Raw genomic sequence first — 20,422 nt, 5'->3', positions numbered from 1 at the left:
GTCGCGCGACCCGCGCAAGAGCGCGGGCACGCGCTCCCGGCCACCGCGACTCCGCGACCGTTCACGCTCAGTACCGACTCCGCGACCGTTCACGCTCAGTACCGACTCCGCGACCGACCACGCTCAGTACGCTTCTTCCGTCTCGATGTCCGCGTAGAAACGGATCAGACCACACTCGGGGCAGGCGACCGTTTCGACGTCCTTGCGTTCGTTCATCCCAAGTTTCCCCAGCAGGCCCTCGCGCTTCTCCTCGGTCTTGACGTGGGGCTGCCACGCGTCGGCCATGCCGAACTCGACCGACTCCATCGAAACCCCGCAATCGGGACAGCGGCGGTCGTCCATGAAGCGCCGTTCCCGTCAACGAATGGAAACGTTACCGGTTCACTCCAGCGTCCCTTCGGTGTCGATGTCGTACACCGCGGCGGGCGTCTCGACGTGGGCCCGCCGAACTGCCTCGTCGTATCCCTCTTCGAGCAGCCACCGAACCCGCCGCGGGACCGTCTTGACCCCCAAGACCGCACCCGGCCGGTCGGGGTCGTCGATGTAGTCGGTCTCCATCATGAACGGCTCGTCCTCCTCGATGGCGAGTTCGAGGTCCTCCTTGTTCGAGATGACGCTCTTGGTGATCCCCTGCAGTCGCCCGCCGGAGTAGTGCTTGACGACGCGCTCGGACGGGAGCCCGCGGTCTTCGGCCCACTCGGCGACCTCGCGGAAGTCCTCGCTGCCCTCGGCGTGCAACTGGATCGCACACCCGGCCTCCGCGGCGAGGTCGAACCCGTGGGTCATCACGGCGTTGGAGGCGTCCCAGACCGCATCGGACACCTCGTAGTGGGGCCGACCGGACTTGAGCGCCAGCGCCGGCCCGTCGGCGACGTACTCCGCGGCGGCGTCGAGACCGGTCTGCATGAGATCCCGGGCCTCCGCGGGGTCGTGCCCGTCGTCAACGAGCTGGGAGATCAGTGCGGGGTGGACGCCCAGGACCGGCCAGGCGCGGCCCGGCAGTACCTCGCTGGCGCGCTCGACGACGTCGACGGTGAGGTCGAACACCTCCCGGAAGTCCGCGGCGTCGCTCGGGAGGTCGTCGAGCAGGTGCCACGAGGGCTTGTTGACGACGAGCAGGTGCGTGCCGCCGTTGTCTGCGAACTCCGCGGCGGCCTCGACCCCTCGCCCGTGGACCGGGTCGAGATGCATGTGGTCGTCGAGGACCGGCGTGTCGAGGTCGGCGTTCATGTCTCGCCATGCGATCCGGCGTCGCAAAAACCAACCGCTCCGAGGGCCCGTACCGGCGCCGCCGCGGCCTGCAACCGGCCGGTCAGCTGTTCCCGTAGACGCCGCAGAGGTTACCGGTCACGTACACCTCGTTGTCCTCGGTCGTCTCGATGCCGATACCGATACGGGTCGCGTTGGCGTACGAGAGCCGGTCGCGGTACGGTCCCGGCTCGGTCCACGACTCGAAGATCGCGCTCGCGACCGCCGACTCGTCGCCGTTGTAGCGAGTCCCGTTCGGCGTCTCGTAGGTCCGTCCGGCGTAGGTTTTGCCCAGGACTTCCAGGCGGTTGCGCGTCGGCGTGACGATGTACTGGGCGCCGGACTTCTTGAACTGGCAGGTCTCGAAGAGCGCGGCGTCGCGGTAGCGTCCCGCGCTCGACCGGTTGTCGATCCGGTGGACCGTCTCGCCCAGGTCGGCCATGTCGACGCTGTGGGCGGTCGCCATCCGGTCGAGCTTCCGGACGACGCGCCCGTCCGGGTAGCTGAACGGCCGCAGTCCCCGCTCGTCGCGCCAGTCGTTCAGCAGCCGCCGCAGGTGCCGCTCGATCTCCCCGGAATCGAACCGGCGGATCAGCATCGGTGTCCGCGTCGGCGTCGCGGTCAGGCCTGGCGTGTGCGTCGGCGTCGCTGTGGGCGTCGCCGTCGGGACCGCCGTCGGTGGATCCGTGGCAGCAGGCGTCGGATCACGAGTCGGCGTCGGGGTCCCGGTACCCGGCGCGGTCCCCGTCGCTGTGGGAACCGGACTCGGCGCGGGCGTCGACGTGCCCGCCGGCGTCGCGGTCGGGCCACTGGCGCCGTCGCCGGGTCCATCGGACTGGCCGACACCGCCCCCGAGGACGAACCCCGCGGCCGCGCCGACGAGGAAGAGGCCGAGCACGGACGCGACGAGGACGCGCCCGTCGATACGGAGCATGTCCGAGGATTCCCACAGCCCCGGTTAAAGACTCGCCCCCAATTATCACGCCTAAAACGAGGACGGCGCGGCGAGTGCCGCGGACGCGAGCGCCGTGTCTGCGAACGTCGCGGATCAGAGGACGCCCGCGACGGCGAGTCCGACGAGCAGGCCGACGAGGAGCGCTGCGACCAGCGCGCCGACGAGGACGCGCCCGTCGATCCAGTACATAGCCGACGATCCGGCTCCGGCGAGTTAACTGTTGCACCCGGGCGACGAGCGGAGCCGCCCGCTCAATCGAGCGTGATGTCCTCGTGAGCCGTGTTCCGGAGCGCGTCGGAGCGACCGTGTTCGCCGGGGGCGATGGCGATGGTCGCCAGCCCGCGCTCGGCGGCCGCTTCCAGCACCGGCTTGAAGTCGGTGTCCCGCGAGGCGACCGCCAGCACGTCGATGGCTTCCTCGACGGCGGCGGCCGTCGCGTCCACGCCGAGTTTCACGTCGACGTCGCCGCTCGTGGTCACGACCTCGAACCCCCGTGCCTCGGCGGCCTGGATGAGCCCCGCCGGCGCGTTCTCGTCGAGATACAGGAGCGCGAACGAGCACTGGCCGTAGCGTTCGGCCGCCGCACGGACGTCGTCGAGGTCGACGTCGAACTCCTCGCGGAGCACGTTCGGCCCGTCGACGTAGAGCCCCACTCGCGGCTGGTCGTGTCCGCGAGACGCCGCTCGGGTCGATCCCGTCTCCGCCCCGGACTCGTCTTCGGCGCCGCCGCGACCGTCGCCGCCGAACAGCCGCCCCAGCAAACTCATTGCCCGCCGTTGTCCACCGCCGAGTATAGGCGTGACGCTTCGCCGCGTCAGTGCCGCGTTCGGACCCGGCGCGGGCGAAGACGTAGAAGTCGGGAACCCCAACGAGGAGACACGCCGATGTCCGACCACCCCGACGACCCGACGTCCGACGCAGCGACCGGCTCCGTGTCCGACACCTCGACCGGCCCCGCGTCCGACCGCGCCGTCGACCCGATCCTGGACGTCGAACGCCTGTCGGTCGCGTACGGGCGCGAACGGGTCCTCGACCGACTGGATCTGGCGGTCCGGCGCGGCGAGATTCTGGGCGTCGTGGGCGAGAGTTCGACGGGGAAGACCACGCTCGCGACCGCGCTAGTCGACGGCGTCCCCGCGCCAGGTCGCGTCTCAGGGACGATCACGTACGCTCCCGAGGAAGGCGACCCGATCAGCGTCCGCGAACTCGACGAGGACGCCCTCCGGCGATTCCGTCGCGAGGAGGTGGCCGTCGTCAGCGGAGACGTCGGCGGGTTCGAACCGACCTCGACGATCCGGTCCGGGTTCCGACCGGTGCTCCACGCGACTGACGCCGACGAGGAGCGCGCTCGCGCGCTGCTCTCGACGGTCGATCTCGACTCCGGTCACGTGCTCGACGCGCGCCCCGGCGACCTGAACGTCGGCGCCCAACAGCTCGCACAGGTCGTCCGCGGCCTGCTCGCCGACCCCGCGGTCCTCGTCCTCGACGACCTCCCCATCGCGTTCGATCGCCTCGCGCGCGGCGCCCTGGCCGCGCTCCTCGAAGCCGCCGCGTCCGCGGAACCGGTCCGCGACGGCGAGACGACGGTCGTCGCACTCGGGAGCGATCTGCCGACGCTCGCGGCGATGGCGGACCGGCTCGCGGTGGTGCACGACGGCCACGTCGTCGAGAGCGGGCCGACCGACCGGTTACTCGACGAACCCCATCACCCCCACACGCGGACGCTCGTCGAGTTCTACGGGGGGACGCTGTAGTTGTACGACGGGACGCTGTAGTTGTACGACGGGCCGCTGTAGTTCTACGGAGGGTCACTGTCGCTCGGAGGGCGTGAAACCGAGTCGAACTCGACCGCCGAGGCGGCGCGATGGCCGTCGAACGGCCGTCTGACGGTATTCTCCGGCAGTTATTTTACCCGTCCGAGCCCCGAACGGGACGTATGGTTCAGGCGGGTATCGACGTGGCGCTGCTGGCGGACGTGCTCTCGGTGTTCATCATCGCCGCCGGCGTCGGGATCTTCGTCGCGAAGATCGGTCGGTTCCCCTACACTATCGCGCTCCTGCTGGCCGGGTTCGCGGCGTCGGTCGCGGGCATCCACGTGGTCATCGACCTCTCCCACGACCTCATCCTGCTCGTGCTCCTCCCGCCGCTGCTGTTCGAGGGCGCGGCGACGACCGACCTCGTGCGATTGCGGCGCAACTTCACCCCGATCATCGTGCTCGCCGTTGTCGGGCTGATACTCTCGGTGCTCGCGCTGGGGTTCGTCGGGCAGTACGCCTTCGGCTTCGACCTGCTCGTCGCGCTCCTGTTCGCGGCGATGATCCTCCCGACCGACCCCGTGTCGGTCCTCGCGCTGTTCGAGGAACTGGGCGCGCCAGAGCGCCTCTCGGTCCTCGTCGAGGGCGAGAGCCTCATCAACGACGGGGTCGGCGTCGTCCTGTTTACGGCGCTGCTCGCCCGTATCAGCGCCGAGAACGGCGGTGGCGGACACGGCGGTGGCGGTCCCGAACTGTTCTCGGTCGCGGGCGCGGTCGACGTCGGACTGAACATCGCGGTCACTGCTGGTGGGGGCGCGCTGGTCGGTATCGTCGGCGGATACGCCGTCTATCGGGTGATGAGCGGCCTCGACGAGCACATGACCGAGATCGTCCTCACGATCATCCTCGCGTACGGCGTCTTCCTGGTCTCGGAGCACTACGTCGAGGTCCTGCTGGGCATCCACTTCAGCGGCGTCATCGCGACGGTCGCCGCCGGCCTGCTCATCGGCAACCGCGGCGCCGAGTTCGCGATGAGCCCGCGGACGAAGCTGTCGGTGTTCAACACGTGGGAGACCGGCGCCTTCATCGTCAACACGTTCATCTTCGTCATGATCGGCGTCACCACGCCGGTCAGCGACCTCCTCGCGAACTGGCAGTTCATCGCCGTCGCCATCCCGCTCGTGCTCGCCGCGCGCGCACTGGTGGTTTACCCCCTCACGTGGCTGGTCAACCGTTTCGACGAACCCACCGTACCGGTCGCCTACCAGCACGTCATGGTGTGGGGCGGTCTCCACGCGTCGATCCCCATCGCCCTGGTGCTCGGGCTCGGGAGCGGGTCGGGCCTCTCGCCGGAACTGCGGACCACGCTCCGGGCGATGGTCTTCGGCGTCGCCGCCTTCTCGCTCGTGGTGCAGGGACTCACGATGTCCAACCTGCTGAACGGGCTCGGCATCGTCACCCGCTCTGACGACGAGGAACTGTACGAACTCCTGGTCGGTCGGGCCCGCGCGGTCGACGAGGCCCTCGAGTCCGCCGAGGAACTGCGCGACAGCGGGGAACTCCCCGCCGAAGTGTACGAGGACTTCACGGCCGAGTACGAGCGCGAGAAGGAGCAGCTCAACGACGCCATCGCCGAACTCCTGCGGGAACACCCCGAACTGCGTCGCGAGCAACTGCTCGCGGGCGAGCGGCAGGTGCTCCAGCGCGAGAAGTCGGCCATCAGCGACGCGGTGCGCAACGGCGTGATAAGCGGCGACGTCGGCGAGCGACTCGTCGAGGAGACCGACCTCAAACTCGACTACGTCCGCGACGGCCGCAGCACGGTCGAACAGCGCGAGGAAGGCTTCGAGGAGTTCTGGCAGCGTCGCGCTCGCGAGTTCGGCCTCGAAGCGGTCGACGAGCCGGCCTCCGACCGTGGCGAGGGCGAGCGCGCGCTCGACCGGACCGACCGCGGATCGGACCAAGAGTCGTAACGGAGTTAACCCGGACCGTCGCATGTGTGAGCAGATGCGCCGAACCGTCCTCCCGACGCTGGTCGTCGCGTTCCTGCTCGTCGTCCCGATCAGCGCCGCCGCTGGCGCGGTGGCGACCGACCCCGTAGCCGGAACACAGCCCGCCGGAACCGTGGCGGCCGAAGCCGCGCCCGCCGCTGGTCCGGTCGCCGGTGGCCTGACCGCGGCGGCCGGGGTCGCGCGACAGGAGCGCCCGAACCCCTGCGTCGGAACGATGGAGCGAACGCCCGACGGAACGACTCTCTTCTCGATCCAGGGCGCCTACGGGGGCGAGAAGACGTCAGCGATGGTCGTCGGGGCCCGACCGGACGGGTCGGTCGTCGGCGTCCACAACGACACCGCGGCCGGCCGCTGGTGGAGCTACGACATCGACGTGCTCCCGAACGGCAACGTCCTGGAGTCGACGACCGACAACCGCGACACGCTGATCGAGGAGATCGACCCCGCGACCGGCGAGCACGTCTCCGAGCGCCGGTTCGAGGACGTCTACGACACCCACGACGTCGACCTGATCAACGGCGACGAACTGGTCATGAACGACATGAGCCAGGACGGCGAGGACCGCCTGCTCGTCTACAACCTCACCCGCGAGGAAGTGGTGTGGGAGTACTACTTCGCCAACTACACCGACCACTACCCGCACGACGGCGGCGGCGAGTTCGGCGGCGACTGGACTCACAACAACGACGTCGACCAGATCGAGGACGGCGTCTTCATGGTCTCGGTCCGCAACTTCGACAAGGTCGTCGCCATCGAACGCGACACGAAGGAGGTTCGCTGGACCCTCGGCGAGGACGACAACACCACGATCCTCCACGAGCAGCACAACCCCGACTACATCGAGAGCGAGGACGGCAACGCCACCGTCGTCGTCGCCGACAGCCTCAACGACCGCGTCGTCGAGTACGAGCGCGAGGGCGACTCCTGGAATCAGACGTGGGTCCTTCGCGGGGGCGGACTCGCTGAACCGCGCGACGCCGACCGCCTGCCGAACGGCAACACGCTGATCGCGGACCGCCGCGCCCACCGCATCGTCGAGGTCACGCCCGAGGGAGAGGTCGTCTGGGAGATGTACTCGCCGTACCAGCCCTACGACGTGGAACGAGTCGGTACCGGCGACGAGTCCAGCGGCCCGACGATGGCCGACGCTGGCGCGACCGGCACGACCGAGGTGACCGGCAGTGCCGACTTCGACACTGCCGACGTCGAGGCTTGCTACGACCACCTCACCTCCGTCGAGCGCACGCGCCTGATCCCGGACGCGGAACTGGACGCCGTCACCGGTTCGACGGCGACGGACGGCAGCGGAACTGACGGCGCCGACGGCGACACCGACGCGAACAGCACCGACGGCGAGCGCGACTCGGACACCGAATCGGTCGAGCGCGGCGACAGCGTGCTCGGCACCACGACCGGCGGGTCCGGGCCGTCGCCGCTCGGCACCGTACTCGCGCTCGGCGCCGTCGCCGTGCTGTTCGCGGGCGCAGTCGTGCGTCTGCGACGCTGAAAAAGAAGACTGCGGGCGGTATTCTCGTTCAGTCCTGTGCCATCGGCGCGTCGCGCGCGGCGGACTCGCGGCGGACGGCGTCGACGCTGCCGTGGTTCGCCCACGTGAGCAGCAGGCTCGGCAGGACGAACACGGCGACGACGAACGACAGTGACAGCGCGAGGACGACGAGCGTCCCGAAGCTCTGGATCTGCGGGTGCGGGTGGAGCAGCAGGGCGCTGAAGGCACCGACCGACGTGAGCGTGCTCCCCAGCAGCGCGCCGCCAGTGCCCGTGACGGCCGTGCGGAGCGCACCGGTGACGGTCTTGCCGCGTTCGAGTTCCTGCGCGAACCGGTCGCTGACGTGGATGTTGTAGTCGATGCCGAGTCCGATGACCAGGCTCAGAAGCAGCGCGGTCAGCAACGTCAGCGGCACGTCGAGCAGGTACATCCCGCCGACGACCAGCGCGAGCACGAGCGTGATCGGGACGACCGTGACCGCGCCGAGCGAGGCGCTCCCGGTCGCGAGCCGATAGATCACCGTCAGCAGGAGGCCCACGGCCGCCAGCGCGATCACCAGCGTCGTCAGGATGCTATCGGCGGTCTGGGACAGCTCCGCCTCGTTGAGCGTCCCGGCGCCGACGGCGATGGCGCTGACGTCGTCGGCGTCGACGCTCCCCGCGACGGCCTGCATCGCGTCGCCCTGGGCGGTGTACGTGGCCGCGTCGCTGATCGGGACGACGACGCGGAGCGACCGGTAGTCTCCGTCGGTCCGTTCGATCACCCGACTCGCCTCCTCGGGCGCTGCGCCGTAGAGCGCGTCGTAGACGCCCTCGACGTTGCGGTCGGGGACACCGTCGCCGTCGGTGTCGGCGTCGCGATACACCTGCGCGAATTCCTCGTCGGCTACTGCGACCGACTGCATGACCGACAGCGGCGAGACGACCGGGACCGACCCGTCGCGCTGGAAGACGGCGTCCTCCGCGGCGGCCGCGTCGTGGACCGTCTGGACGGCCGCGAGCGCCTCCGGCGAGGTCACCTCGCCTTCGAGCAGCACCTGCGACCGCCGGCGGGCGTCCTCCGAGGCCGCGCGGTAGTGCTCGTCGACGTATCGGCTCTGTTCCTCGTACTCGTGGGTGTCCCAGCCGAGCGGGCCGGGGAGGTCCTGCTTCCACTCGGCGATGGGCTCGTTGGTCTGCTGGACGGACTGGCGATCCAGATCGGTCCAGGCGACCGCACCGGCCGAACCGGCGACCAGCGCGAGGACGATCACGACGGGCGCGGCCCGCTTCGCGAGGCGCGCGCCGCTCGACAGGAACGGTTCGAGCAGTCGCGTCTTGCCCAGCGCCTGCTTGCGCCGGTCGAAGCCGACCCGTTCGAGCAGGCCGTCGATGGTCACCTTCAGCGCCGGGACGAGCGTCAGCGAGATCACGAACGTCGAGACGACGCCGAGCGTGATCCCGAATGCGAGCTGTCTGATGACGTTGAACTCGTTGGTGGCGTTGGACATGAACCCGACCGCCGCCGTGACGGTGACGAGTCCGAGGGCCACGGCGACCGACGAGACCCCGCGGAACATCGGCTCGCGGATGCCTTCGGCCTCGCCTCGCTCTTCCCTGTATCGCATGAACACGTGCAACCCGTAGTCGACGCTCAGGCCGACGATGAGGACCGGTCCGATGATCAGCGTCATCCCGGCGGGGATCTGCATCCAGCCGAGGATGCCGAACATCCACAGCACCGAGAGGACGACGCCGGTGAACCCGACGATCACGTCGACGAGGTCGCGATAGGAGAACGCGAGCACGGCGAGGATGGCCAGCAGCGCGACCGGGACGATCAGTTCCATCGTCTGCTGACTGTAGTTGGCGTTCGATTCGGCGACCGCGTGCTCACCGGTCGTGAAGTACTCGGGGTCTTCCCGGTCCTGGGCGATCTCGTAGAGCCCCGCGGTCGCCGCCGTGCGGGTCTCGGCGGCCGACTCGCCGGCGCTCTCGAATCTGAACAGTATCCGCCGGCTCTCGGCCGTCGCCGTCCCCGGCTCGTAGTCACCGGGGAGCAGCGCCTCCGCCTGCGAGCCCTCGGTGAGCGACTCCGCCACGAGGGATTCGACCTCGCTCTCGTCGGCGGACTCCAGCGCCGCGATCTGCTCGTCGAGCGTCGCGTCCGGGTTGCCGGCCGCTCGCATCGCGATCAGGTTCGCGACGCCGACGGGTTCGCGGTCGCCGAGGCTCGCGGCGACCGACTCGTTTTCGAGCGCCGCTCGCTGGAATCGCAGCGAGTCCAGCAGCGCGGCCTTCGAGAGGACGTTCCCGCCGTCACTCCGGACGTAGACGGGCGCCGGGCTGACGGCGGTCACGTTCTCGCTCTCGTTGTCGTGGCCGCCGTAGTTGGTCTGGATGTAGTCGAGCTTCTGGGCGACCTCGGTGTCGCCGACGGCGCTGCTCGCATTCGTCTCGCTCTGGGTCTGCAACTGCCCGATCCCGGCGACGACGCCGGCCGTCGCCAGTAGCATCACCAGGAGCACGACGACGTTGTGCTCGGTGACGAACCGGAGCGGGCGTTCGAGGGTGTCCCTCACGGGGCCACCTCCGTCTGCGCGCGCGGTGCGCCGCCCGGTGGTCGACGGCGGCCGGGCGGGAGGGCGATTCGTCGGATCGACGCTTCGGGAACCATTGCGTTCGACGGGTCGCCCGCACCGAGCATATAAACGGGATCACAGTTTCAGGCCGAGAAACTGTGCGAAACTGTCGGTCGGGATGAGGCGATCTCACGGCGTGCAGACGGCGAGGACCAGAAACAGCTGTCAGTCGGAGGGCGAGTCGTGCTCGTCGACGTCGATGCGCCCCATCTCGGGGGTCGCCTCGTCGCCGTACGCCGTCTGGAGCTTCCCGACGGCGACGGCGGCGACGTAGATGGCGACGGCGACGAGGACGACGACGCCACCGGCGGTCGCGCCGGCGTAGTAGGAGACGCCGATGCCCAGGAGTACCGCCAGTTCGGCGAGGACGACCGAGACGAGCAGCGCCTCGTCGAAGCTCCGGGCGACCTGCGAGGCGGCGGCGACCGGGACGACGAGCATCGCGGCGACGAGGATGACGCCCATGATCTGCATCGCGCCGACGACGACCATCGCGGTCAGCATCACGACGATCCGGTTGTACCAGTCGACCGGGATGCCCGACACCTCGGCGGCCGTCTCGTCGAAGGTCACGTACAGGAGTTGATTGCGCGTCACGCCGACGACGGCGACGACGATGGCGAACAGCACGAGCAACACCGCGGCGCTCTGGGAGGTGACCGTCGAGAGGTTGCCGAAGAGGTACTGGTCGACGCTGACGGTCAGCCCGCCCGCGTTGATGCTGATGAGCGTCGTCCCGAGCGCGAAGCCCGTCGAGAGGACGATGGCCATCGACACGTCGTTGTAGGCGTCGGTCACCTCCGAGATGAGTTCGATGCACAGCGCGGCGATCATCGCGACGACCACCGCGGTCAGGTACGGCGTGACCCCCAGGTCGACGACGGCGTTGAGGAACAGGCCGACGGCGACGCCGGCGAAGGCGGTGTGGGCCAGCGCGTCGCCGATGAGCGCCAGCTGTCGGTGGACCAGGAACGTCCCGATGAGCGGCGCCATCACGCCGATGCAAAGCCCTACCAGGATCGCCCGGTGCATGAACCCGTACTCGAGGACCTGCAGGCCGGTCTGCTTCGCCACCCAGCCCACGGCGCCCGACCAGAGATCGAGAATCCAGTACAGCGGGGCGAGTACCGCGTCGAGCGGACTCGACTGGAGGACGGTGAGTGCGGGCCAGGTGTCGACCGTCGGTGCCAGCAGTTGTGCGAGGAGTCGCGCGACGACCCCCGCGAGAAGCGGGTCGGTCATCCCGACTCACCCAGCCCCCTCGCCGCCGTCCCGAACGCGCGGACCAGCGCGTCGCTGTCGACGAACTCGTCGGTCAGGCCGTCGAAGTACACCTCGCCGTCGAGACAGACGACGCGGTCGGCGTGTTCGGTCACGGCGCTCAGGTCGTGCTCGATGAGCAACACGGTGATCCCGTCGGCGTTGAGCGATTCCAGCAGCGCGTAGAACGCCTCGACCGACTCGGCGTCGACGCCGACGGTCGGCTCGTCGAGGACGAGCAGCTCCGCCTCGCTCGCGAGCGCCCTGGCGATGAACGCGCGCTGGCGCTGGCCCCCCGAGAGCTGCGTGACCCGCCGGCCCGCGAACTCCGACATGCCGACGGTCTCGAGCGCGCGGTCGACGATCGCCCAGTCGTCGGCCGAGAGGAGGCCGAACCCGACGTGGGGGAACCGGCCCATCTTCACGACCTCGCGGACGGTGATCGGCATCTCCTTCGAGGCGCTGGCGTGCTGGGCGACGTAGCCGACGCGGTCGCCGTCGTCGAAGCGGTGGGCCGGCTCGCCGAACAGCCGGACCGTCCCGGCGTCGGGTTCGAGGAGGCCCAGCATCAGCTTCATCAGCGTCGACTTGCCCGAGCCGTTCGGGCCGACCACCGCCGCGTACTCCCCGGGATCGATCGTCAGCGATACGTCTTCGACCACTCGGGTCGCGGTGTAGCCGAAGTCGACGTCTGCCACCTCTATCACCGATTCGTCGGGCCGCTGGGCCTGTTCCATCGCCGTGTCCGCCGTCGTCTGTGCCGTCATTCGAAGTTCCTCCACTCCTCGGCCCAGCCGTCGGGACCGACCTCCGCGGGCGGTTTGTTCCCGAGCACGACCTCGAAGGTGGGCATGTTGATGTTGTACGCGATCTCCTCGTAGCCCCAGTCGTTGGCGACCCAGTCCTCGCGGACGCCCGCGTAGGGGGTCACCGGGAAGTACGCCGTTACCTGCGTCTCCTCCAGCAGTTGCCTGGCCGGTCGGCGCGCTTCGAAGACGCCGTTGGCGATGTAGTCGATGTCGTTCTCGTCGATGACTTCCTTGGCTCGCGCGACGTCCGCGGGCGCCACGTCGCCGCTGGCCGCGAGGTTCGTGACCAGCGGGCGCATTCGGACGCCGTATCGCACGCCGACGTACTGAAAGGCGTTGTGCGCCGCGAGCTGGACCACGTCGCGCTCGGCCGCGTCGAAGATGGCCTGGTAATCCGCGTCGATCCGGTCGATCGTCTCCGTCTTGTACGTCTCGGCGTTGTCGCGGAGGGCGTCCTCGTGGTCGGGCGCGAGTTCGACGAGCCCCTCGACGATGTTGTCGACGGACGTCTTCGCGCGATGGGGGTCGAGCCAGAAGTGTGGGTCTTTCCCCTTCTGTCGCCCGACGCCCTCCTCGTCCGGATCGAGCGAAGCCGCCAGATCCACCAGTTCGACGCCCTCGCGAGCGTCGATCAACTGGGTGTCGACGCCGTCGTCTTCCAGCGTCTGGATGGCCCGATCCGCCCAGGGCTGGAACCCCGGGCCGACGTGGAGGAACGCGTCGGCCTCGATGATATCCTGGGTGACGCTGGCGTTCGGTTGCCAGCCGTGGCCGTGGAGACCCGTCGGAACGAGGTTCTCGACCGTGATCGGCGTTCCCTCCGCGATATTACGGGCGAAGTCGTAGAAGCTGAAAAAGGAGGCCACCACGACGGGGCCGTCACCCTCGCCGCCCCCTCCGGGTCCGTCCGTCCCCGCAGTCGTTCCACCGATACATCCCGCGAGGCCCCCGATCACGGCGCTCGTTCCTGCTGCCAGCACCTGACGGCGCGTCGGCCGTGACCTCCCGGCCGCTTCGCTCGAGTGAGTCATCACCTCGCTGTAGCCACCACCAACACATTAATTCTTCTAGTCGAATCAGGTCTTTAGATGAGTCTAATCCGTCTTCGTTCCCGGAGTAGGCGCCGTCACACCCGGTCGGCGACAGCATACTCCTCGGGGTCGCCACCAACCAGACGAAAACGGATCGAGCCGTCCCACCCGGTATTCGATATAGTCGCATGCGGTTGAGAGCGTCAGACACCGGATCGCAGCAGGGTCGCGAGCGGGCGCGTACGACGACAACAGTTACGTCGCTGGCGGGCGGAATCCGGGACATGACGCTCAGACAGCCGCCGCTCGCGGCGGCGCACGAGGACAGCGGCGCGACGCTCACGGAGTTCGGGGGGTGGGAGATGCCCGTCGAGTTCGACTCGATCCGGCGCGAACACGAGGCGGTCCGCGAGTCGGTCGGCCGCTTCGACGTCTCCCACATGGGCCAGATCACCGTCACCGGCGACGACGCCGGTCGGCTCACCAACCGGCTGGTGACCAACGACGTCTCCGACCTGGACCCCGGCGAGTCCAACTACGCCGCGATCACCGACGACCGGGGCGTGATGCTCGACGACGCCGTCGTCTACCGCCCGCCCGCCGACTGGTCGATCGGCGCCGACTACCTCGTGGTCCCCAACGCCGGCCACGACACCGAGATGGCCGACCGCTGGGTCGAACACCGCGAAGCCTGGGGACTCGACGCCACCGTCGAGAACCGCACGGAGTCGCTCGGGATGATCGCGCTCCAGGGCCCGGTCGCCGAGGACCTGCTGGCCGGCGAGACCGACGCCGACCTCGGGTCGCTGGCCCGCTTCGAGACGTTCGTCGCGAGCGTCGCCGGCGTCGAGACGCTCGTCTCCCGGACCGGGTACACCGGCGAACCCGGCTTCGAGCTGGTCGTGCCCTGGGAAGAGACGGAGACGGTCTGGTCAGCGCTGGACTGCCAGGCCTGCGGGCTCGGCGCGCGCGACACGCTCCGCCTGGAGATGGGATTTCTCCTCTCCGGGCAGGACTTCGACCCCACGGAGAACCCGCGGAACCCCTACGAAGCCGGCATCGAGTTCGCCGTCGACCTCGATTCGGAGTTCGTCGGCCGCGACGCCCTCGAGGGCGCCGACGTCCAGGGCGTCGACGAGAAGATCCGCGGGATCGAACTGGTCGACCGCGGCGTCCCCCGCGAGGGATACGCGGTCACCACGACGGGGGGCGATCCCCTCGGGGAAGTCACGAGCGGCACGATGAGCCCGACGCTGGACGCGGGGATCGCCCTCGCGTACCTGCCCGTCGACCGGGTGAGCCCCGGAGACTCCGTCCGGGTCGAAGTCAGGGACGAACCGAAGAAAGCACGTATCACCACCACCCCATTCCTCGATAGATGAGCTTCGACGTTCCCGACGACCTGCGCTACCTCGAATCCCACGAGTGGGTGCGGGTCGACGACGACAGCGCGCGCATCGGCATCTCCGACTTCGCCCAGGACGAACTCGGCGACGTGGTCTTCGTCGACCTCCCGAGCGAGGGCGACGAGATCGCGGCCGACGAGGACTTCGGCGTCGTCGAGTCGATCAAGGCAGTCTCGGACCTCTACGCCCCCGTCTCCGGGACGGTCACCGCGGTGAACGCCGCCCTCGTCGACGCACCCGAACTGATCAACGAAGACCCGTACGGCGACGGCTGGCTGCTCGAAGTCGAACTGGCCGACGACGCCGAGTTCGACGACCTCCTCTCCCCCGACGAGTACGAGGACCAGATCGCCTGACGGCAGGGGGCCGACGTGGACTCCCTCCGCCCGTGACTCCCCGCGTGCGGTCCACCGAGCGCCGACTACGGCTCCCGAGCGTCGGCCAGCGAGTGCCAACCCGTCGCGACCCGTTCTCCGACACGCCGCGGCCGACCGCTGACCCGTCTCGGCCGATCTTCACCCCATCACGCCCTGTTCTCCGCAGTAGCGACCCGGAGTTGTCGGTAGCAGCCCGGAGTTGCCGGTACCGGCCTGCACGCCCCCCAGATGCCCGCGTTCGGTGCGTTCGTCCTGGCGCTCATAAACTGATGATAGCTATATCAAACTCACCCTTCGGCGCCCGTGCGGCACACAACAGCCGCCCACTGCAGCGTTTCCGACCCGAACATGTTTTAGGCGTACCTAAAGATCGGAGTGTTTATTACAATTTAGGCAGCCCTAAACCATATGAAACGCAGCAGACGCGAGGTGTTGACCTCGGGCGCGGCGGTCCTCGCGACGGCCGGGATCGCTGGGTGCAACGAACTGGGTGATGGGACCCCCACCGACGAGGGGGGACCGAGCGACGCGGCGGCGGTGGGCGGCGCCGTCGCTGCGGAGTGGAACGCGATGCGCGCTCGCGTGTGGGACGCGGCCGCTCTCGGCCTCGCGGGCGAGTCGACCGCCGGCGCCTCCGTCGCGCAGTCGACGTTCGCGCGCTTCGAGGAGGCCACCGGCGAGTACGGCGCCCACGAGGCGCTCGAACGCACGAGCGAGGACAACTACGCGGAGTTCGAAGAAGCCCTGGGCGAGTTGCGGACCGAAGGACTCCAGGCCGGCGACGTCGAGCGAACCCGCGAAGAGGCGTCGATCGCGAGCACGCAACTCGCCGAGGCACAGCGCGCTCGCGTGGGCGAGTCGACCGCCGACGCGCTCGACCTCCAGCTGTTCGGAGCGAACGCGCTCGACGCGGCCGCACTCGCCGCCGCCGGCGACCTCGACGGTGCCCGGGAAACCGCGGCCGCCGTCATCAGTCGATTCGAGGAAGCGAGCGTCCACGACGCTCTCGAATCGACGGACGGCGACGCCTACCAGGCCTTCGAAGACGCGCTCGAAGCGGTCCGGTCGGCCGCCGAGAGCGGCGACGCCGAGACGGCCCGGAGTGAAGCGAAATCGGCCTACGCCGCGGCGGTCGACGGCAGCTACGCCCTGGCGGATGCCGAGGCGGCCGCTGGCGCCGGACACGTCGCGTCCATCCAGGCCCGCGGCTGGGACGCAGCCGCACTCGCCGCGATGGGCGGTCCCTCCACGGCCTTCGCCCACGCCGCCGCGCTGACGCTGTACCGCGCCCGCGCCGCAGACGCCCGCAGGCTCGCCGCCACAGGCGAAACCGACCGCGCCGCGACCATGGCGAGCGATATCTTCGCGCACTTCGAGGGCGCACGCGCCCACGAGGCACTCGAGGAGGCCGACCACGAGGCCTACGAGGGCTTCGAGTCCGGCCTCTCCGCCCTCCAGTCGGCCATCGAGGGCGGAGACTCCGCGGCCGTCGGCGACGCGTTCTCGACGGTCGATGAGAACCTCGTCACCGGGATCGAGGGGCTGGCCGGGTCGAACGCGCCGCTGCTCGAAGCGGCGTTCTTCCGCGCACGAATCGCCGACGCACGCGAGCGATATCGGTCGGGCGAGGACGACGCGGCCGCTGCTGCCGCCGAGGGACTCTTCGAGCGCTTCGAATCGAACGAACTCGACTTCCACGAGACGATGGAGGAGACGAGCGAAGACCTCTATCACGCGTTCGAGGAGGAGCATCTCGCCGGCCTGATCGCGGCCTTCGAGAACGGCGACGACGAGGCCGTCGCGACCCACAGTGATGGTATCCGGTCGACGCTCCTGGAGTTCGAGACCAGCGCCGGCACGACGGCCACCGTCAGCGGCGCGGAGGCGGCGTACGTAGGTTCCCGTGGGTTCGACGCCGCCGTCCTCGACGCGCGCGGCGACGACGATCGTGCCGAGGCCATCGCCCAGAGCGCCTTCGAGCACTTCGAAGCTGGTGCCGGCGGCTATCACGAGTCACTGGAACACGCCGACGAGTCGGTCTACGAAGCCTTCGAGGAACGACTCGGCGCGGTCGCGACCGCCGCCGGAAACGGCGAGGACGTCTATCCGGCGAGCAAGTCGTTCAACGACGAGGCGCTGGCGTCCGCGTACGCCATCGTCGGGAGCGCGGGCGGGTCGACCAGCGACACTGCCGTCACGGTTCTGCAGGACGCCTTCGCGCACTTCGAGGACGCGCGGGTCCACGACCGACTGGAAGCGGCCAGCCGCTCCGCCTACGAGACCTTCGAGGCCGAACTCGACGCGTACGTCACCGCGCTACAGGACGGCGGCGACGTCCGGGGAGCTGCCGAGTCGTTCGCGAACGCTGCCCAGTACGCGCAGTTCGCCCTCGTCGACGGCGTCGAGGACCTCCCGCTCGACCTGCGCCTCGCCGGGACGAGTGGCGAGGGGGGTCACAGCGACGGGGGCGGCGAACCGGACCTGCACGGTGGACCGAACGTCGTCGAGGGCGTCCCAGACGACGCCGACCACGTCGTCGACATGGAGGCCGTCGCGTTCGCCCCCGCGGAGCTGACGGTCTCGAAGGGCGACACAGTCGCCTGGACCCATGCCGCCGGTGAACCCCACAGCGTCACCGCTGTCGGCGACGGTATCCCCGACGCTTCGGAGTACTGGGCCTCCGGCGACTTCGACACCGAAGACGCCGCCCAGCACGGCTGGGAAGAGGGGAATGGTGCCGTTCAGTCCGGTCAGTCGTTCGTCCACACGTTCGAGACGACGGGCACTCACGAGTACTACTGCATCCCCCACGAGGCCGCCGGGATGACGGGCTCTGTTACCGTAGAGTGATCTGGGGCCAATTTCGGCCGCTTGAGGGCAGTTCCACAGGTTCGAGCGGACTTCGATCGGGAAGGTGTGCAGACACGTCCGGGCTGATCCGACGGAGCAGCCGCCTCGGTAGGTGATCACGTCGCTCTCACCAAAACGAATATTTATGAAGGGGCTACCGGTACAGGGAACACCTGTGGCTTCGCTCGACTCCCCCGATTCGAATCCACTCCATCCCGACGCTATGGGATCGGTTCCGAAGGCCGCTTGGATAAGGATGTTCGCTATTCTCGGCCCGAGTCTCGTCTACTTGCCGTTACTGACCACGAGGATCCCGGTCGATTATCACTCTCCTCGAGAGGTAGCGGGATATTTCCAGGCGTTCGGGATGATACGGTTAGGAGTGGAATCGCTGACAGTTCTGACACCGCAGGAGAGTTACAGCGCTCTCCACCTTCATTCGTTTTTGAGCACGCCGTTCGTCACAATCGGGTACGTCGAAGGCGGCCGCCTCGTGAGTCTCGCGGCTGCTATCGCCGCAGCGGCCGCGATATCGGCGATCGCGTCTCACCTGCTAGATCATCGAGCGGCGGTCATCGCACCGCTCGCGATGTGGTTGAATCCGATGTTCGCGAGACACGCGTATCTGTACATGCCCGAGACGTTGAGCGTCGCAGTCACTTGCGGCGCGATCCTCGCAGGGATCTACTACGTTCGAACGGACTACCGAGTTTGGCTCTCCGCTGCCCTCTTTCTGTTGGCTATCGGGGTGACGAATCACATGTGGGAAGCGACCATCGCGCTCCCACTGGCCGTGTTATTCTTGGTCCATCGGAAATTTCGGGCGACCGCACTGGTCTGTCTCACCGCTCCGATCGCCGCCCTGATCGTCTATCTCGTCGCTGATCTACAGCCGAACGGCCCGTCCGCGCTCACCGGCTACAGTACGTTCGCGAATCCTGGCGCCTTACTTCAGAGCAACTTCTGGTTCCCTGGTCTCGTCCACCCATTCTCGCTCTCACAGTCGCTGGTGCTGGTCGGGGGGATCGTTTGCTTCCTCTCGTTCGGATACGTGGCTGTTTCAGCTCCGGATCGACGAGTCCCCACGGTCACGGCTGCGTGGCTACTGAGCGGTCTCTGCATCCCGTTCCTTCTGGCGAAAGGGCTCATCGCTCACGAATACTATCTCTGGGGCCTCTGGGCACCGATCGCGCTCTCGGTCGCCTATCTGTTCACACAACTCCTCTCGGCGCTGGAAATCAGGATGCCCGACAGACGAACGAGAGCGGCCGTGAACGCAGTGGTCGTCCTGCTCGTCGTGCTTGCGATTCTCAACGTGGCAGTCTTCGAACTTGGGATTGCGGCTGGTACCGGAATCCCTGTACTGACAGGCGTCGACGGAGCAGCGAACGGGACGCCTGCCGACCTCGAGCCTGGCGCAACTGTCGAAGCGGGCAACGCTATCAGAGAAGCTGGCGTCACGGACGCGTCGCGAATCGTCTTTGTCGGGAACTGGAGCCGGCAATCTCCACCTCCGTACTTCGGAGCTCCGGGCAGCGTTCTCGTGTATAGTGGCGTCTTTATCTCCGGTGAAGCGTTTGCAGGCGGCGACCCCGGACCGAAGTTCGTCCAGCGCTCGGACCAACTCCCCCCGTGCGACGTGTTTCTCGAAAAGACTGGCGGGTCGATTCGAGTCTCTCACTGCGCGAACACCGAGGTGAACGCCACCAGTTCGTGAGAGGTCTCTCCGCGAAATTTCGGGAAGATGATGGAATTATTCGATCTGAATCTCCGAGAGCGTTCGATTCACAACCGGCTGCTCGGATTGTGAACCGGAGGAAGACTCGCTACGCTCATCTTCCAGAGTTCCATTCCTCGGGGATGATACAGCGGCCGCTCACTATCGTTCGCGGCACGCTGAGTGGGCCCGCTCGGATTTGAACCAAGGACGAAGCGGTTATGAGCCGCTCTCTCTAACCAGACTGAGATACGGGCCCGCTACATCCCACGGTTTCGGACGCCGGCCCTTTAGCCTACCGGCTTCTCCCACAGCGGCCCGGGGACGGCATTTTAGGCCCAGCCAACCCGACCTCCGACCATGGACTTCGACACCGTCCAGGGCGACATCGCCCAGCAGTCAGCAGACGCACTGGTCAACGCCGCGGGCACGAGCCTCCAGATGGGCAGCGGCGTCGCGGGCGCCCTCCGTCGGGCCGCCGGCGGGCCGATCAACGAGGAAGCCACGTCGAAGGGACCGGTCGACCTCGGCGCCGTCGCCGTCACCGACGCCTTCGACCTCGACGCCGAGTACGTCGTCCACGCCGCCGCGATGCCCCACTACGGCGACGGCCGAGCCACCCGCGAGTCCATCGCCGACGCGACCCGGAACGCGCTCGCCCGCGCCGTCGAACTGGGTTGTGAATCCGTCGTCCTCCCCGTCCTCGGTACCGGCGCTGCCGACTTCGAGTTCGCCGAGGGCGCCCGGATCGTCTGCGAGACTATCGACGAGTACGACGCCGAGGGGCTGTCCGCCGTTCGCGTCATCGCCTACTCCGACGACGAGTTCGCCGAACTGGAACAGGTCGCCGACGAGGTCAAGAACGGATGATCCCGT

General features: G+C 68.3%; 16 protein-coding genes and 1 tRNA gene. 8 read left to right on the top strand and 9 right to left on the bottom strand.

The window, feature by feature from the left end:
* Nucleotides 1-123 precede the first annotated feature (123 nt).
* From ACMGFE_RS02590 to ACMGFE_RS02575, 4 genes are all read right to left on the bottom strand, one after another.
* Nucleotides 124-342 (bottom strand): hypothetical protein, encoded by a 219-nt coding sequence (locus ACMGFE_RS02590; RefSeq protein WP_436923518.1) that lies wholly within the window; start codon nt 340-342, stop codon nt 124-126.
* 39 nt (nt 343-381) lie between these two features.
* Nucleotides 382-1,230 (bottom strand): TatD family hydrolase, encoded by an 849-nt coding sequence (locus ACMGFE_RS02585; RefSeq protein ID WP_436923516.1) that lies wholly within the window; start codon nt 1,228-1,230, stop codon nt 382-384.
* 82 nt (nt 1,231-1,312) lie between these two features.
* Entirely contained in the window at nt 1,313-2,182 is an 870-nt protein-coding gene (locus tag ACMGFE_RS02580; protein ID WP_436923514.1) for a CAP domain-containing protein, read from the bottom strand.
* A 272-nt stretch (nt 2,183-2,454) separates the two neighbouring features.
* The gene (locus tag ACMGFE_RS02575) at nt 2,455-2,970 is read right to left on the bottom strand and encodes an NYN domain-containing protein (RefSeq protein ID WP_436923513.1); all 516 of its coding nucleotides are present in this window, start codon (nt 2,968-2,970) and stop codon (nt 2,455-2,457) included.
* Nucleotides 2,971-3,087: 117 nt separating this feature from the next.
* On the opposite strand from ACMGFE_RS02575, the gene ACMGFE_RS02570 reads away from it, so the two are divergent.
* The 3 genes from ACMGFE_RS02570 (at nt 3,088) to ACMGFE_RS02560 (ending at nt 7,476) form a co-directional block, all read left to right on the top strand.
* A complete protein-coding gene (locus ACMGFE_RS02570) occupies nt 3,088-3,957 on the top strand; it encodes an ATP-binding cassette domain-containing protein (protein WP_436923512.1) in 870 nt (289 codons plus the stop codon).
* Nucleotides 3,958-4,139: 182 nt separating this feature from the next.
* Nucleotides 4,140-5,930, top strand: coding sequence for a cation:proton antiporter (locus ACMGFE_RS02565; RefSeq protein WP_436923510.1), 1,791 nt, complete (start codon nt 4,140-4,142; stop codon nt 5,928-5,930).
* Between the two features lie 34 nt (nt 5,931-5,964).
* Nucleotides 5,965-7,476, top strand: coding sequence for an aryl-sulfate sulfotransferase (locus ACMGFE_RS02560; RefSeq protein WP_436923508.1), 1,512 nt, complete (start codon nt 5,965-5,967; stop codon nt 7,474-7,476).
* A 28-nt stretch (nt 7,477-7,504) separates the two neighbouring features.
* On the opposite strand, the gene ACMGFE_RS02555 is transcribed toward ACMGFE_RS02560, so the two are convergent.
* From ACMGFE_RS02555 to ACMGFE_RS02540, 4 genes are all read right to left on the bottom strand, one after another.
* The gene (locus tag ACMGFE_RS02555; protein WP_436923507.1) at nt 7,505-10,036 is read right to left on the bottom strand and encodes an efflux RND transporter permease subunit; all 2,532 of its coding nucleotides are present in this window, start codon (nt 10,034-10,036) and stop codon (nt 7,505-7,507) included.
* Nucleotides 10,037-10,261: 225 nt separating this feature from the next.
* Nucleotides 10,262-11,338 carry a metal ABC transporter permease gene (locus ACMGFE_RS02550; RefSeq protein WP_436923505.1) on the bottom strand — a complete coding sequence of 359 codons (1,077 nt, stop codon included), beginning with the start codon at nt 11,336-11,338 and terminating at the stop codon, nt 10,262-10,264.
* The gene (locus ACMGFE_RS02545) at nt 11,335-12,093 is read right to left on the bottom strand and encodes a metal ABC transporter ATP-binding protein (RefSeq protein ID WP_436925141.1); all 759 of its coding nucleotides are present in this window, start codon (nt 12,091-12,093) and stop codon (nt 11,335-11,337) included. The genes ACMGFE_RS02550 and ACMGFE_RS02545 overlap by 4 nt, the downstream gene beginning before the upstream one ends.
* 26 nt (nt 12,094-12,119) lie before the next feature.
* Nucleotides 12,120-13,196, bottom strand: coding sequence for a metal ABC transporter substrate-binding protein (locus ACMGFE_RS02540; RefSeq protein WP_436923503.1), 1,077 nt, complete (start codon nt 13,194-13,196; stop codon nt 12,120-12,122).
* Nucleotides 13,197-13,480: 284 nt separating this feature from the next.
* Here ACMGFE_RS02540 and gcvT point away from each other — a divergent pair, with 284 nt between their 5' ends.
* The 4 genes from gcvT (at nt 13,481) to ACMGFE_RS02520 (ending at nt 19,546) form a co-directional block, all read left to right on the top strand.
* A complete protein-coding gene (gene gcvT, locus ACMGFE_RS02535; protein WP_436923501.1) occupies nt 13,481-14,578 on the top strand; it encodes a glycine cleavage system aminomethyltransferase GcvT in 1,098 nt (365 codons plus the stop codon).
* Nucleotides 14,575-14,958 (top strand): glycine cleavage system protein GcvH, encoded by a 384-nt coding sequence (gene gcvH / locus ACMGFE_RS02530; protein ID WP_436923499.1) that lies wholly within the window; start codon nt 14,575-14,577, stop codon nt 14,956-14,958. Before gcvT ends, gcvH begins: the two co-directional genes overlap by 4 nt.
* A 429-nt stretch (nt 14,959-15,387) precedes the next feature.
* A complete protein-coding gene (locus tag ACMGFE_RS02525; RefSeq protein WP_436923497.1) occupies nt 15,388-17,829 on the top strand; it encodes a DUF5059 domain-containing protein in 2,442 nt (813 codons plus the stop codon).
* Between the two features lie 175 nt (nt 17,830-18,004).
* The gene (locus ACMGFE_RS02520; RefSeq protein ID WP_436923495.1) at nt 18,005-19,546 is read left to right on the top strand and encodes a glycosyltransferase family protein; all 1,542 of its coding nucleotides are present in this window, start codon (nt 18,005-18,007) and stop codon (nt 19,544-19,546) included.
* 184 nt (nt 19,547-19,730) lie between these two features.
* Here the strand turns inward: ACMGFE_RS02520 and ACMGFE_RS02515 are convergent.
* Nucleotides 19,731-19,805 (bottom strand) — tRNA-Ile (locus ACMGFE_RS02515).
* Nucleotides 19,806-19,906: 101 nt separating this feature from the next.
* Between ACMGFE_RS02515 and ACMGFE_RS02510 the strand changes: the two genes are divergently transcribed.
* Complete coding sequence (locus tag ACMGFE_RS02510) at nt 19,907-20,416, top strand: macro domain-containing protein (protein WP_436923494.1); 510 nt, start codon at nt 19,907-19,909, stop codon at nt 20,414-20,416.
* Nucleotides 20,417-20,422 lie beyond the last annotated feature (6 nt).

The organism is Halosimplex amylolyticum (genome assembly GCF_051414035.1).
In the GTDB taxonomy this organism is placed as follows: Archaea; Halobacteriota; Halobacteria; order Halobacteriales; family Haloarculaceae; genus Halosimplex; species Halosimplex amylolyticum.
The sequence above is the reverse complement of the archived record's forward strand: the minus strand, read 5'-3'. Positions and strand labels throughout refer to the sequence as shown.

What these genes read in the sequence shown, in the direction of transcription:
- ACMGFE_RS02590 (WP_436923518.1), bottom strand. Translation starts at nt 342, where the DNA reads ATGGACGACCGCCGCTGTCCCGATTGCGGGGTTTCGATGGAGTCGGTC.
- ACMGFE_RS02585 (WP_436923516.1), bottom strand. Translation starts at nt 1,230, where the DNA reads ATGAACGCCGACCTCGACACGCCGGTCCTCGACGACCACATGCATCTC.
- ACMGFE_RS02580 (WP_436923514.1), bottom strand. Translation starts at nt 2,182, where the DNA reads ATGCTCCGTATCGACGGGCGCGTCCTCGTCGCGTCCGTGCTCGGCCTC.
- ACMGFE_RS02575 (WP_436923513.1), bottom strand. Translation starts at nt 2,970, where the DNA reads ATGAGTTTGCTGGGGCGGCTGTTCGGCGGCGACGGTCGCGGCGGCGCC.
- ACMGFE_RS02570 (WP_436923512.1), top strand. Translation starts at nt 3,088, where the DNA reads ATGTCCGACCACCCCGACGACCCGACGTCCGACGCAGCGACCGGCTCC.
- ACMGFE_RS02565 (WP_436923510.1), top strand. Translation starts at nt 4,140, where the DNA reads ATGGTTCAGGCGGGTATCGACGTGGCGCTGCTGGCGGACGTGCTCTCG.
- ACMGFE_RS02560 (WP_436923508.1), top strand. Translation starts at nt 5,965, where the DNA reads ATGCGCCGAACCGTCCTCCCGACGCTGGTCGTCGCGTTCCTGCTCGTC.
- ACMGFE_RS02550 (WP_436923505.1), bottom strand. Translation starts at nt 11,338, where the DNA reads ATGACCGACCCGCTTCTCGCGGGGGTCGTCGCGCGACTCCTCGCACAA.
- ACMGFE_RS02545 (WP_436925141.1), bottom strand. Translation starts at nt 12,093, where the DNA reads ATGGAACAGGCCCAGCGGCCCGACGAATCGGTGATAGAGGTGGCAGAC.
- ACMGFE_RS02540 (WP_436923503.1), bottom strand. Translation starts at nt 13,196, where the DNA reads ATGACTCACTCGAGCGAAGCGGCCGGGAGGTCACGGCCGACGCGCCGT.
- gcvT (WP_436923501.1), top strand. Translation starts at nt 13,481, where the DNA reads ATGACGCTCAGACAGCCGCCGCTCGCGGCGGCGCACGAGGACAGCGGC.
- gcvH (WP_436923499.1), top strand. Translation starts at nt 14,575, where the DNA reads ATGAGCTTCGACGTTCCCGACGACCTGCGCTACCTCGAATCCCACGAG.
- ACMGFE_RS02525 (WP_436923497.1), top strand. Translation starts at nt 15,388, where the DNA reads ATGAAACGCAGCAGACGCGAGGTGTTGACCTCGGGCGCGGCGGTCCTC.
- ACMGFE_RS02510 (WP_436923494.1), top strand. Translation starts at nt 19,907, where the DNA reads ATGGACTTCGACACCGTCCAGGGCGACATCGCCCAGCAGTCAGCAGAC.